This is a genomic window from Acinetobacter sp. BIGb0196 (assembly GCF_011759595.1).
Taxonomy (GTDB): Bacteria; Pseudomonadota; Gammaproteobacteria; order Pseudomonadales; family Moraxellaceae; genus Acinetobacter; species Acinetobacter guillouiae.
In genome coordinates, this window is sequence record NZ_JAAOZA010000001.1 from 737,075 (window position 1) to 751,395 (window position 14,321).

The window sequence follows — 14,321 nt, forward strand, 5'->3', positions numbered from 1 at the left end:
AAGCACATGAATTTAATTCGACAATTTAGTGATGATTGCTGGGATATTTTACAACAGATTTCTGATCCTGAAATTCCGGTGTTATCGGTTGTGGATTTAGGCATGATTCGTGGGGTGGAGTTGAATCAGGACAATAATATTGTGGTTCGACTTACACCCACCTATAGCGGTTGCCCTGCAACAGATGTGCTCAAAGATGAAATCGTACACGCGTTTACTGCAAAAGGTTTCACACCGATTCAAGTTGTGGTGGATTTATCTGAAGCTTGGACCACCGATTGGATGAGCCAAAATGGCAAAGACAAGCTGAAACAATACGGTATTGCACCTCCAAAAGGCGAGGCACACAGTTGTGGTACACATGTCGCATTAACCGATGGGATTGAATGTCCACATTGCCACAGCATACACAGCAAATTATTAAGCGAATTTAGTTCTACTGCATGTAAAGCCTTATATCAATGCCAAGACTGCTTAGAACCATTTGACTATTTCAAATGTATTTAAGTTGAACATTGTTCAACAGTTTGAAAAGTTAAAATGAAAGAGGGATTTTCACATGAGTCAATTTGTACCATTAACCATAAAATCAATTACGCCTCAAACTGAGCAGGCGATTTGTATTGCGTTTGATCTTACACCAGAACAACAACAGCGCTTTCAGTATCAACCAGGACAACATTTAACCATTCGCCATTTAACAGAAAGTGGTGAAATTCGTCGTTGTTATTCGATTTGTAGTGATGTTCAAGAAGATATGAGTATCGCGATTAAAAAAATTGATCAAGGTCAATTTTCAACTTGGGCAAATGACAATTTAAAAGCCGGTGATCAACTTGAAGTAATGCCGCCGCAAGGGATTTTTTTTCAAAAAGTTGCCAAAACTGGAGGAAAAAACTACTTAGGATTTGCCGCAGGCAGTGGAATTACCCCAATTTTATCCATTATAAAAACAGTGTTATTACAGCAACAAGCTGCCAGTTTTACCCTGATTTATGGCAATCGTACTTGGAAACAAACCATGTTTGCTGAGCAAATTATGGATTTAAAAGATCGTTTTAAAGAGCGTTTTCAATTGATCAATGTCTTCTCTCGTGAAATGAATGACAGTGCTTTGTTTAATGGTCGGATTGATGCTGAAAAACTGCAATTATTATTTAAAGCAAATCTGATTCATGCAGAATTTGATCATTGTTTTGCCTGTGGTCCCAATGAAATGATGGAGGCCATCGAAACGGTTTTACCTGAATTTGGCATTGAACGCAGCAAAATTCATACTGAACGTTTTAATACTGGGGCTGTGAAAAAAGCCACAGCGCAGCATATTGGCAATCGTAATGAAGAAAAAGTCAATATTGTGCTGGATGGGCGCGAGTTGATCATTGAAGTCGCCAAAGAAGATGACAGTATTCTAGATGCTGCATTACGTGCCGGTGCTGATTTACCTTATGCATGTAAAGGTGGCGTGTGCGCAACCTGTAAATGCAAAGTACTTGAAGGCAAGGTCGAGATGGCAATTAACTATAGTCTTGAACCTGAAGAACTTGCAAAAGGTTATGTACTCAGCTGTCAAGCATTGCCAACGACTCCAAATGTGCGTTTGAGTTTTGATGAATAAAACGGAATAACATTGGAGCAGAGAGATGGATTTCTTAAAAACCAGTTTAGTGAAAACAGGCGTGATGCTTATCGAGTTAAATCGCCCAGAAAAACATAATGCGCTAAATAATGCCACCTTAAAACAACTTGTGGATGTGCTGCAAGATTTAGAGCGGGACCAAAGTATTAAAACCGTTGTGATTACCGGTAATGAAACATGTTTTGCAGCGGGTGCTGATCTAACAGAATTGGCAGCCCTTGATGTGGTGACAATCCAGCAAGATCAACGTCCGTTACTATGGAAACACATTGATGAGTTTTCAAAACCAATCATTATGGCGATCAATGGCTTTGCCTTTGGTGCAGGCTTTGAGCTCGCCTTGCATGGCGATATTGTGCTGACTGGTGAAAATGCACAATTTGCCTTACCCGAAATTGGTTTGGGTATGTTGCCTGGTGCAGGTGGTACGCAGCGTTTAGCACGTTTGGTCGGACAGCAATTGGCCATGCGTTGGGCAATGACAGGGGAACGTATTTCTGCAGCGCTTGCATTGCAACATGGCATTAGTAGCCAAATTTGCCCAAGCGCACTGACGGTGCAATATGCAATTGAACTGGCTGAAAAAATTGCCAAACAAGCGCCATTGGCAATCCGTGTCATTAAACAATCGTTGAAATCCATCCATGAAGTAACTTTAAGCCAAGGCTTGAAGCAAGAACGTCAGCATTTTGTCTGGCTTACGGCAACTCAAGACCGTAAGGAAGGTATTGATGCATTTTTTGAAAAAAGAAAACCAGAATTTAGAGGTGTGTGATGGATTACCAAACCATAATTGTTGAAGAAAAAAATGCAGTCGGTTATTTAACTTTTAATCGCCCAAAGCAACTGAATAGTTTTAATGAAACGATGCATCATGAAGTATCACAAACATTAAAGGCCTGGGCCAAAGATTCAAATATTCGCGCGGTGGTGATTTCAGCCGAAGGTCGTGGTTTTTGTGCCGGGCAGGATTTAGCTGATCGAGTGGTTGATCCCAATGCAGACGCACCTGATTTGGGGGTATCGATTGAAAAATATTACAACCCATTAATCAAACTGATTACAGAAATGCAGAAACCCGTGATTTGTGCAGTAAATGGTGTGGCGGCTGGAGCAGGTGCAAATATTGCCTTGGCTTGTGACATTGTTCTTGCCGCAAAATCTGCATCATTTATTCAAGCCTTTTGTCGCTTAGGATTGGTGCCTGACTCAGGAGGCACTTGGTTTTTACCCCGTTTGGTTGGACGCGCGCAGGCAATGGGTTTGGCAATGCTGGGCGATAAAATTTCTGCTGAAAAGGCAGAGCAACTGGGCATGATTTGGCAAAGTGTTGCAGATGAACAACTCAAAGCTGAAGCGGAAAAATTGGCTAAGCATTTGGCAACACAACCCACCTATGGCTTGTCTTTAATAAAAAAAGCAATCCATGCTGCTGCTGACAATAGCCTAGATGATCAATTGATTTTAGAGCGTGACTTACAGCGTTTAGCCGGTCGTTCCAGCGATTATAAAGAAGGCGTACAAGCATTTATGCAAAAGCGTAGCCCTGAATTTAAAGGATGCTAATCATGCAACAATTCAATTTACAGCAAGCAAATGTCGCTGTTATTGGTGCAGGAACGATGGGTATCGGGATTGCTCAACTGGCTGCGATGAATGGTCATCAAACGCTGCTCTTTGACCATGATCTCAATATAGCCAAGGCATCACTTGCACAGCTGACAGTACAACTGAATAAACGTGTACAAGCTGGAAAAATAACACAGGCCCTTGTGGACAGTGCATTGGTGAATTTAACTGTGGCGGATGATATTCAACAACTTGCGGCAGCAGGATTAATTATTGAAGCTGTAGTGGAAAATAAAGAAGTGAAACAAAGCATTTTTCAACAACTTGCTGCAATTTGCTCAGAACAGACTATTTTTGCTTCTAATACCTCCTCCATTTCAATAACTGCAATAGCGTCTGTGATTCCGCAACCTGAACGTGTGATTGGATTACACTTTTTTAACCCTGCACCGGTAATGAAACTAGTTGAAATTGTACAAGGCTTAAAAACTGCCAAAGTGAATGCAGATGCTTTGTGTAATCTGATGCAGACATGGAACAAAGTACCCGTTTTAGCCAAATCTACGCCTGGTTTTATTGTGAACCGCGTGGCTCGTCCGTATTATGCTGAAGCTTTTCGTGCTTTACAGGAAAATGTGACGACGCCTGAACAGTTAGATTTCATTTTACGTGAATGTGGTCGCTTTGCGATGGGACCATGTGAGTTGACGGATTTAATTGGTCAAGATGTGAATTTTTCAGTGACACAGAGCGTTTATCAGGAATTTTTTTACGAGCCACGTTATCGTCCCTCTCTTATTCAAAAACAACTGGTAGATGCAGGTTGTTTGGGGCGTAAAAATAAACAAGGCTTCTATAATTATCATCAAGAACAACCAACACCAGTATATCGCTTACCTGAAATGACTCAGGATAGCTCACAGAACATGAATGTGAGTATCCATGGTGAATGGGCCAATCAAGCTGATTTTATTCAGCGCCTAAAAAATCAAACGACATTCAATATCAACAAAGTTGTGTCTCAACAAAATTATATTCAAATTGATGATATTGATCTCCAAGTCACGCAAGGCGAATCTGGCGATATTGTTTATACACATCAAAAAGTTGTACTGATGGATTGGCATGCGGATTGGAACAAGGCTAAAGCAATTGCAGCGACGGCATCTCCAGCATGTTGCCAAGCAGATCAAGAAAAAATGACACAATTCTTTGCTGCAATTGGTGTTCATGTAGTTTGGACAAAAGATCATCCTGGGTTATATGTAATGCGAAGCATTGCAATGTTAGTCAATGAAGCTTGCGAGGCGGTTTTGCATGATATCGCGACAGAACACGATATTGATGCTGCCATGAGATTTGGAGTGAATTATCCGCAAGGTCCGTTCCAATGGATGACGCAACTGGGTGCACAACAGATTTTGATGATTTTAGAAAATTTACATCAAGTTTATGGTGAGGAACGCTATCGCCCAAGTCTGTATTTAAGAAAAAAAGTTGCTGCTTTGGCTTTACCCGTGCAGCAAGCACAACAATTAAAACAAGCAGGATAAGGAGTAAAAAATGGAACAAGTGTTTATTTGTGATGCTATTCGTACTCCAATTGGTCGTTATGCAGGAGCTTTAAGTAGTATTCGTACAGATGATTTGGCTGCTTTGCCGATTCAATATTTAAAACAACAACATCCTACGTTGGCTTGGGATCAGTTAGATGAGCTTATCCTTGGTTGTGCCAACCAAGCCGGTGAGGATAATCGTAACGTCGCTCGAATGGCATCATTACTTGCGGGACTACCAGAATCAGTACCTGCGATTACGGTAAACCGTTTATGTGCTTCGGGATTAGATGCGATTGGTTTGGCTGCACGTGCTATTAAGTCAGGTGAAGCACAATTTGTATTGGCAGGTGGTGTTGAGTCAATGAGTCGTGCGCCATTTGTACAGTCCAAGCCAGAAACCGCTTTTAGCCGAACACCAAGTATTTATGATACAACTATTGGTTGGCGCTTTATCAATCCAAAATTTAAAGCGAATTTTGGGGTGGACAGCATGCCTGAAACCGCAGAAAACGTTGCTGAAAAGTATCAGATTAGCCGTGAAGATCAGGATTTATTTGCTTTCAATAGTCAGAAAAAAACGGCAACTGCGCAATTTAATGGCGTGTTTGCAGAAGAAATATGTGCTGTAGAAATAATCGATCATAAAAAGAATCTGACACGTATAACTGAAGACGAACATCCACGCGCAGATACCTCACTGGAAAGTTTGGCAAAATTAAAAGCGCCGTTCCGCAAACAAGATGGTTCTGTCACAGCAGGAAATGCATCGGGGGTAAATGATGGTGCCGCTTGTGTGTTATTGACCAGTGAAGGCTTTGCAACGACAAATCAGTTGAAACCACTTGCTAAAGTCATTGCGATGGCAAGTGCAGGCGTTGAAGCAAAATATATGGGAATTGGTCCAGTACCAGCAGTACAAAAACTGCTGAAACAGACAGGTTTAAGTCTGGATCAAATGGATGTCATTGAGCTGAATGAAGCATTTGCAGCACAATCACTTGCAGTAATGCGTGCACTGGGTCTGGACGATGAAGATGCACGGGTCAATCCCAATGGTGGAGCAATTGCCTTAGGTCATCCATTGGGTATGAGTGGTACACGTTTGGTGATCACGGCAATGAAAGAATTGAAACGCCGTAATGGAAAATATGCACTATGTACGATGTGTGTGGGTGTTGGGCAAGGTGTTGCGCTTATTTTGGAAAATTTTGACGCATAACAACCACAGCAATGCCAAACCAAGGATTTTAAGAAACAGCCAAAGGATGGCTGTTCAGGGAGTAACAATATGAATAACAATACATTGGAACATTTAGAAAAAGCATCGGTTGATGAATTACGCAATGTTCAATTTGAACGTATGAAACAAACATTGCAACATGCTTATCAGAATAGTGCCGTCTATCGTCAGAAATTTGATGAAGTTGGGATACATCCTGATGATTTTAAAACTTTAGCAGATCTAGCTAAATTTCCATTTACCTCTAAAAAAGATTTACGCGAAAATTATCCATTTGGCATGTTCGCAGTTCCACAACAGCAAATAGTCAGAGTACATGCCTCGTCAGGTACAACGGGGCAACCCACTGTCGTGGGATATACTCAAAAAGATATTCAAGTTTGGTCTGATGTTGTGGCGCGTTCATTACGTGCTGCAGGTTTAAGTAATCAAGATATTATTCAAGTGTCTTATGGCTATGGACTATTCACTGGTGGTCTAGGTGCGCACTATGGTGTTGAGCGCTTAGGCGCAACGGTCATTCCTATGTCAGGTGGTCAAACTGAAAAGCAAGTACAATTAATACATGACTTTAAACCCACGGCAATTATGGTGACACCATCCTATTGCTTAAATATCATTGAAGCATTGGAGAAAAGATTTGGTACTGCCAAAGAGTGCTCCATTAAAACCGGAATATTTGGTGCGGAACCGTGGACCAATGAGATGCGTAAAGAAATTGAAGATCGTTTAAGGATCGATGCACTGGATATCTATGGCCTATCTGAAGTGATGGGACCCGGTGTGGCGATGGAGTGTCTAGAGACTAAAGATGGTTTAACCATTTGGGAAGATCATTTTTATCCTGAAATTATCAATCCAGAAACAGGGGAAGTGTTGGCTGATGGTGAATTGGGCGAATTAGTTTTTACCACGATTACCAAAGAAGGCATGCCTGTCATTCGTTACCGAACCCGAGATTTGACTCGTTTATTGCCAGGCACAGCAAGAACAATGCGCCGTATGGATAAAATTGTTGGACGTAGTGATGATATGATGATTATTCGTGGTGTAAATGTATTTCCATCTCAAATTGAAGAACAAATTTTACAAATCCCTGAATTGGTTCCTAATTATGAGATTCAGATTTGTAAACAAGGTCATCTGGATGGATTGCACATCCGTACAGAAATGCGTCAAGATATACCTCAGGAAATACACGCACAACTGTGTACTCAGCTCAAAACTAAGATCAAAACGATGGTTGGAATTACGGTAAGCATTGAAATTTTGACAGAAGGGGCATTGCCACGTTCAGAAGGTAAGGCTCAGCGTGTATTTGATTTGCGCAGCAATAATCATGTTACACATCCATCAAGTACGCTTAGCCTCGGTTAATTTGATTGTTGTTATTTGAGATTTTTAAATTAAGGTCCTATCGAACATTATGAATTCAAAATTAAAACTTGCTATAGATGATTTTATTACCAAAGAAATGTTAAGTGGAACGTCACTGATCATGACGGTTTTTGGTGATTGTGTTCATCATCACGGTGGGATTATCAGTCTTGCAAGTTTGATTCAGTTAATGAGTGTTTTTGGACTCAATGAGCGTTCGGTACGGACTGCTGTATTTAGATTGGTACAAAATGGCTGGTTAGTGTCTGAAAAAATTGGTCGTACAAGTTATTATCGTGTGACTGAAAGTAGTCTCAATGGTTTTACACTCGCAGATACTAAAATTTATAATTTTAATCATAAAGAATGGGATCAAAGTTGGGATTTGGTCTTACTCAGTTCATTAGATATTGATAATAAACAAATTTTAAAGAAAGAGTTGGAGTGGCTGGGTTTTGCCAGTATCGCAAGTAATGTAATGGCTTATCCAAGTTGCGATAAATTGAAATTACAGAATTTATTGCTCAGTCAGAACATGACAGATCAAGTGGTAATTTTTAAAGCTGAAACTTTGCAACTGTGGCAAGAATCTTATCCAACAGTAAAACGAATGGTGGAAGTTAATTGGCCAATTCTTGAGTTACATTCACGTTATGAAAAATTTATCCAAGATTTTCGAGAGTTCTTAAATCTTGTGGAAAATTCAGATGATATGGATGCCGCACAAGCATTTCAAATCCGTATTTTGCTTATTCATCAATTCCGCCGAATTTTATTAAAAGATCCAAATTTACCATTTGAATTATTACCTTCAAACTGGTTATCGCTGAATGCGAGAAATTTGAGTAGTAACCTCTATCAACTGGTTGTTTTTGCAGGGGAAGAGTATTTTATGCAGTTTGCTCGCACATCAGAAGGTTTTATGCCACCTTTACATCCTATGTTTTATAAGCGATTTGGTGGTTTAAAAGTTGAGGAAATGGACGCTTAAACCCACCAACGCATTTAATTATTTAAATGAGTTGGGCTTTGAAAAATATGGATTATTCACATGCCTTGTTATGCTATTGATAATGTAATTCCAGTCGTACACCCTAACGCCTTTGTACATCCAACTGCTGTATTAATTGGTGATGTTATTCTTGAAGAGGGCGTTTATATTGGCCCTTTTGCTTCGTTACGTGCTGATTTTGGACAGATTCATGTCTGTAAAAATTCCAATGTACAAGATAACTGCGTGATTCATGGCTTTCCGAAAAGTATTACTTTAATCGAAGAGTATGGGCATATCGGTCATGCTGCTATTTTACATGGCTGTACAATTGGCAAAAATGTTTTGGTTGGCATGAATAGTGTCATTCTTGATGAAGCTGAAATTGGTGAAAATACCATTATTGGGGCCAATAGCACAGTTAAAGCCAAGGCAGTTATACCCGCAAATGTGCTCGCTCTTGGAAGTCCTGCAAAAGTCGTTCGTGATTTACTAGAACAAGAAATTGAATGGAAGCGAAATGGGACAAATGAATATATTCATCTTACACAGCGTTGTATAAATTCATTACGAGAGGTGGAACCTTTGATTTCTTTAGAAAATCGGTTGGATTTTACAAACTTTAAAGCTGAGCATAAGTTGTACTAGTAAAATATAAAGTTGTGATTAGATGTATCATCTGTAACGGAAAGGTATTAAGGGATATAGGTGGGTTGTATACGCTGAATATGTTAAATGGAAAGGTTAAAATCAATATAAACTATATGTATGAATCAATATTAAGGTAAAAAACGCCGTGTCTTTAACTTCGAAAAAAAATCAAGAAATTTTTAAACAAATAATGGAAATCGCAAATAATTTTAACAGTGAGAAAGAAAACTATCTTCAAGCATATTCTTATTTTTTAAATTATTTTAGAAAAATTGATCGTATTCAATTGGATGATATCGTTATAGGAATAAGTTTTACTTATTCATGGATGCCAACAATTTTAAAAAAAATTGATCTTACAAATTCTGAAAATTTAATATTAATTTTGAATAAAGTAAAAAATGGAGAGGTAATCTCAATTGAAGAAATTAATTTATTAAAGCAAGCATTTAACAATTCTCTTGTTGGAACATCAAAGCTATTACATTTCATTAATCCAAATAAATATGCAATTTGGGACAGTAGAGTCTTTAAGTTCTTGAGTGGAGAAAAATCATATATTTCAAAATTTAAACAAGCTGAAATTTATATTGAATATCTGCAGTTACTTGATAACTTGAAGTTAGAAGAGGATTTCAATATTTTTTTCACAATAATTCAGCATAAAGTTGGTTATGAAATTTCAGAATATAGAGCTTTAGAGTTGGCCTTTTACAAAGGTGGATAATTTGAAATTAAAAAATATGGTTTGTGGTATTTTTATTTAAATATCAATATGTTGATTTTAATTTTAAGTGCTCAGCGTACTGAGAAATTCTATTTTATGTATAGTTTTAAAAGAAGTTAGGTTCGGGTTGTTTTTATTGAATAGTTAGTAAATTTTTATCGGATTTATTTCATATAATTCATTTTCTGTTCTATATTTTTTTTCAAAATAACAAGGAATGGATAATGAAAAAATTAACAATAGTATTGGCAACTGGATTGATGAGTATGAGTGGGTGGAGTGCTTATACTTATAATTTTTCGCCAATCTCTTAAAATAAGAAAAAACATCCTCTTACTGACGATTATCCAAAGCTTATGGTGGTCACGCAACAAATTGAACAAGTCAAGCTGTTGAGTAAAAGGCTGTTGTCATAGATGTCTAAGTGGTTCTTTTATTTGCTAAGATTGGGTAAAATTACTGCAAATTTAGCACTTTATAAAATGTAGATTAGGATGATGATGAACAAAATTTTAGTAATCGCCTTAGGGATATTGCCAGTATTTGCACAAGCACAAAGCTTCAAATACAAAAACACCGAGTCTGGTTTTAAAAATTATCAGGGACTAGCCACTTTAACAGGAAAATTTTCACGTAATTTAGACCCTGAATATTTGGATTATATGGACGATGATATTTGCTTTGAACCTAACAAAACATCAGCTGCACTTATTCCACGCCCAAAAGGTGATACACGAGATGTATGGTTTTGCTTTAGCAACTTTGATGCAGCAAAAAAGACTTTTAAGTTACCAGACAATATTAAAAAAGGTTATTGCCAATATGAAGGACAGGCAACGATTCAAATTAAAGACTATCATTTATTTATAGAGGAAACTGAAGGTTTTGATTCAACTCAATTAGTTTCAGCGACCAATATTACTCCTGCAAAAACAATAAAATGTAAAGTGCAGAATTAAGAGTGTTTGAATACTGTGATGAGATTTGATCGCCACAGGTAAATAGAGCTTAACTTGGCTATCCATTCGCAAACAAAAAAGATCGCATTAATGCAATCTTTTTATTTTAAAACGAATACTTAAGCTATCCATGCTTATTTATTCTTTTTGCTGGCTTTTTTATATTCCAGATAGGCTTCTTCAGCAAATTTTCGTAATGAAGTCCCGATTGCTGCATATTGGAATTCATTTAAATTGGCAAGCGAGGCGCGTGCAGAAGGGTGTTGAACACCAAAACCTGAACCCGGAAGTAGTACTACACCTGTTTCATCAGCAACTCGGAAAAGTAATTCTGTTGGATTTTTATTTTTCATCACCCAATCAGCAAATGCATCACCATATAGTTTTCGTGAGGTATTTTCTAAATTAACCAAGGTATAGTAATCAACGGCATTCGGATCTTGCGGAACTTCAACGCCAAGTTGTCTATAAAGCGCAGCATCACGTTCTCGAACTACAGATTTCACTGCTTTTTTATAGCTTTGACGAGAATCCATCATATTAAATAAAGCAAAAAGAACCATTTGTACTTGTTGAGGTGTGGATAATCCAGCCGTGTGATTTAAAGCAACATTACGGCTATCGGCAACAAGGCGATCAATAAACTTAATACTAGATGGATCTGTGGTGAGGGATGAGTAACGTTCTTCGAGTTCTTTCTTGTCTTTTTTAGAAAGCGCCGCAATTTTTTTATCTAAAATATTATGATTACTCAAGGCAATGACCCCAAGTCTCCAGCCAGTTGCACCAAAATATTTAGAGAAAGAATAAACCAGGATGGTATTGTCAGGGCAAATTGCAAATAAGGATTTAAAGTTATCTGCAAATGTTCCATAAACATCATCTGTTAAAATAATCAGGTCAGGACGTTTTTTAACAATATCAGCCAAAATCGCTAAACCTTCATCACTCATTTTAACCGAAGGTGGATTGCTTGGATTTACCAAGAAAAATGCTTTAATCGATGGATCTTCTAATTTACGTAATTCTGATTCAGGGTATTGCCAACCAAGATTAGGATCAGCCTTGATGAGTACTTCTTCGAGCTGATAATCATTGAGTTTTGGAATTTCGAGATAAGGGGTAAAAATAGGCGAACCTATGGCAATACGATCACCATGTGAAATAATTTTATTTTCTTTTAATGAATTAAAAATATAAGCCATTGCAGCTGTACCGCCTTCCACTGCAAATAAATCGAGTTCCTCTTTAGGCATACCTTGTACGCCCATTTCACGTAAAACATATTCTTTAATAATCTTTTCGCTGACTCTTAGCATTCGATCTGGGACAGGATAATTACAGCCAAGTATACCTTCGACCATTTCGAGTAAGAATGCATCGGGATCAAGTCCCAATTGGTCACGAACATAAGAAATCGCTTTACCCAGAAAAACAACACCTGGCTTGTCACGATTTTCTAGGATGAAGTGGTCAAAGCGTGATTGCAATCCTTCCGCACGAGGAAATCCACCAAGTCCTTCTGGCATATAGGAAAAAGAAAATTCTGATTCAGTGGCAGAAAATAAACCCAATTGGAAAAAGGCACGCCGTGGAACAGTTGCAAGAAAGTTTGGATTTCCTCGTCCCGCATTGAGCATCATACGGTCGGTATGGCTTTGTGCCAAAGCAATCAATTCATCTTTGAGTTCAAATGGGCTAAGTTTTGCGTATTTTGAATAATCAACGTTCCCCATGGGAAGTCTCCTTAATTATCTTGAAGTGAATGAGTCTGAAATTTATAAAATTATTTATGCTAAACCAACAATCAGAGGGCCAAGCAAGGTTAAAAATACATTTGCGAGTGCATAGGTAATTGCAAATGGGACGGTCGGAATTGAGTTTCCAGCTTTGTCGAGTACGCCACCAAAAGCGGGGTTTGCACTGCGTGAGCCAGTTAATGCTCCAGCCATTACGGCGACATTGTTATAACGGAGTACATAACGGGCAAACAGCATTGAAAGAATCAGCGGTACTAGTGTGACCACCACTCCGATCATAAACAGGGACAAGCCACTTTCTTTAATGGTTTGAATAGCCTGTAAACCTGATTGCAAACCGACAGCAGCAACAAAACCAGCAAGACCTAAATCTTTGAGAAGTTGTGAAGCGGCTAAAGGCATATTGCCGTGGACTTGGTTACGGCTACGTAGCCAACCAAATAACAGACCTGATAACAGCGCACCGCCACCTGCACCAAGGGTTAAAGGAACATCACCAATACGGACAACAAATAGGCCAATGACTAAACCAACAACTAAACCTGCACCGTGGAAAATCCAGTCTGTTTTTAAGCTTTCTGGTAAAGCTTTACCCGCTTCTTTGACTAAGCGCTCAAGATCACTTTTAGTTCCATATACGGTGACCACATCGCCTTGACGCAGGACCGTATCATCACTTAAAGCTTGTGCTTCACTGTTACGTTTAATTGCAAGTACATAAATGCCATGCTTTAAATAATCTGGTGTATTAGCTTTTATATCTCCAAGGGTACGGTTGGCATATTTTGAGTTTCGTAATATGACATCTGTGGTGTCCATGATCATTTCCATGCCTTGTGAGGATTGCAACTCAGATCCAATAAACTCGGCAATGTAAACGATACTTGCCCTGCGACCAACGACCAGAACAACATCATCTTTCTGTAAGGTAATTTCTGGCGCAACATCAATAAATTGATCTTTGCGTTTTAATCGTTCAATGGTGACGCTCGGTACTTGTGTTTCGAGTTCGGCAATGGTGTGTCCTGATGCTTGTTTGACTTTGTAAATACGACCAACAATTTCAGGCATAGCCAATTCTTGACCAGGTGCCAGTTCAAATGCACCTTTTAACTGTTCCGCTTGTGCTTTTAAGGCATCATCATGAATTTCTCGTCCCATAAATTTTGGCAAGATATTCACACAGACAATAATTGCACCTAGAGAACCAAAGATATAGGTCACGGCATATCCAATCGCAACATTGGCTTGAAGTTTTTGAATTTCTGCAAGTGGTAAGTCTAGACGAGAAATTGCATCGCCCGCCGTACCAATAATCGCAGATTGGGTCATCCCACCTGCAGCTAGACCTGCGGCTAAGCCTTTATCTAGATTAAAGATTTTTGCCATGACTAAGACCGTAATGAGTCCACATACAGCCATAAAAATAGCCAACAAAATTTCTTTAATGGATTGTGGTCCAAGCGATTTAAAAAACTGTGGGCCACTTTCAAAACCGACTGCGTAAATAAATAAAGCAAAAAGAATCGCTTTTACACCATTGTCGATTGGTACCCCAATAAGACTTAGAATAACAGCGACAAGTAATGATCCTGCAACACCACCAAATTGAAACTTTCCAAATTGAAATTGACCGATCCAAAACCCTATTGCTAAGGATAAAAATAATAGGATTTCAGGACTATGTTTTAATTCACCTTGTAGCCATTCAATCATTTTACGGCCCCACCTTTATTATTTAATCTATATTTGATTATGAATAGAATGTTCATTTTTTACGTTAAATGGAAAATACTATATCAATCGAGGTTGTGTAAAACACTCATATTTAAAATATATTATTTCATTG

At 38.5% G+C, this 14,321-nt stretch carries 13 protein-coding genes; 11 read left to right on the forward strand and 2 right to left on the reverse strand.

Going from position 1 to position 14,321, the window contains the following annotated elements:
• Positions 1-6: 6 nt before the first annotated feature.
• The 11 genes from paaD (at position 7) to FHR28_RS03535 (ending at position 10,712) form a co-directional block, all read left to right on the forward strand.
• A complete protein-coding gene (paaD, locus tag FHR28_RS03485; protein WP_151957653.1) occupies positions 7-507 on the forward strand; it encodes a 1,2-phenylacetyl-CoA epoxidase subunit PaaD in 501 nt (166 codons plus the stop codon).
• 52 nt (positions 508-559) lie between these two features.
• The gene (locus FHR28_RS03490; protein WP_004717759.1) at positions 560-1,618 is read left to right on the forward strand and encodes a 2Fe-2S iron-sulfur cluster-binding protein; all 1,059 of its coding nucleotides are present in this window, start codon (positions 560-562) and stop codon (positions 1,616-1,618) included.
• Between the two features lie 25 nt (positions 1,619-1,643).
• A complete protein-coding gene (locus FHR28_RS03495) occupies positions 1,644-2,414 on the forward strand; it encodes an enoyl-CoA hydratase-related protein (RefSeq protein ID WP_166781932.1) in 771 nt (256 codons plus the stop codon).
• On the forward strand, positions 2,414-3,205 hold the full coding sequence (gene paaG, locus FHR28_RS03500; protein WP_004717756.1) for a 2-(1,2-epoxy-1,2-dihydrophenyl)acetyl-CoA isomerase PaaG: 792 nt from the start codon (positions 2,414-2,416) through the stop codon (positions 3,203-3,205). Before FHR28_RS03495 ends, paaG begins: the two co-directional genes overlap by 1 nt.
• 2 nt (positions 3,206-3,207) lie before the next feature.
• Complete coding sequence (locus FHR28_RS03505; protein ID WP_166781933.1) at positions 3,208-4,761, forward strand: 3-hydroxyacyl-CoA dehydrogenase; 1,554 nt, start codon at positions 3,208-3,210, stop codon at positions 4,759-4,761.
• A 10-nt stretch (positions 4,762-4,771) separates the two neighbouring features.
• Positions 4,772-5,986, forward strand: a complete 1,215-nt coding sequence (pcaF, locus tag FHR28_RS03510) for a 3-oxoadipyl-CoA thiolase (protein ID WP_166781934.1) — start codon at positions 4,772-4,774, stop codon at positions 5,984-5,986.
• A gap of 69 nt (positions 5,987-6,055) precedes the next feature.
• Positions 6,056-7,384, forward strand: a complete 1,329-nt coding sequence (gene paaK / locus FHR28_RS03515) for a phenylacetate--CoA ligase PaaK (protein WP_166781935.1) — start codon at positions 6,056-6,058, stop codon at positions 7,382-7,384.
• 49 nt (positions 7,385-7,433) lie between these two features.
• Positions 7,434-8,375, forward strand: coding sequence for a PaaX family transcriptional regulator C-terminal domain-containing protein (locus FHR28_RS03520; protein ID WP_004717750.1), 942 nt, complete (start codon positions 7,434-7,436; stop codon positions 8,373-8,375).
• Positions 8,376-8,435: 60 nt separating this feature from the next.
• Positions 8,436-9,023, forward strand: a complete 588-nt coding sequence (locus FHR28_RS03525) for a hypothetical protein (RefSeq protein ID WP_004717747.1) — start codon at positions 8,436-8,438, stop codon at positions 9,021-9,023.
• A gap of 148 nt (positions 9,024-9,171) precedes the next feature.
• Positions 9,172-9,753, forward strand: coding sequence for a hypothetical protein (locus FHR28_RS03530; RefSeq protein WP_166781936.1), 582 nt, complete (start codon positions 9,172-9,174; stop codon positions 9,751-9,753).
• 500 nt (positions 9,754-10,253) lie between these two features.
• Complete coding sequence (locus FHR28_RS03535; RefSeq protein ID WP_166782757.1) at positions 10,254-10,712, forward strand: hypothetical protein; 459 nt, start codon at positions 10,254-10,256, stop codon at positions 10,710-10,712.
• 134 nt (positions 10,713-10,846) lie between these two features.
• On the opposite strand, the gene FHR28_RS03540 is transcribed toward FHR28_RS03535, so the two are convergent.
• Together FHR28_RS03540 and aspT are read right to left on the reverse strand one after the other, a co-directional pair.
• Complete coding sequence (locus FHR28_RS03540; protein WP_056513354.1) at positions 10,847-12,448, reverse strand: bifunctional aspartate transaminase/aspartate 4-decarboxylase; 1,602 nt, start codon at positions 12,446-12,448, stop codon at positions 10,847-10,849.
• Positions 12,449-12,502: 54 nt separating this feature from the next.
• A complete protein-coding gene (aspT, locus tag FHR28_RS03545) occupies positions 12,503-14,188 on the reverse strand; it encodes an aspartate-alanine antiporter (protein ID WP_166781937.1) in 1,686 nt (561 codons plus the stop codon).
• Positions 14,189-14,321 lie beyond the last annotated feature (133 nt).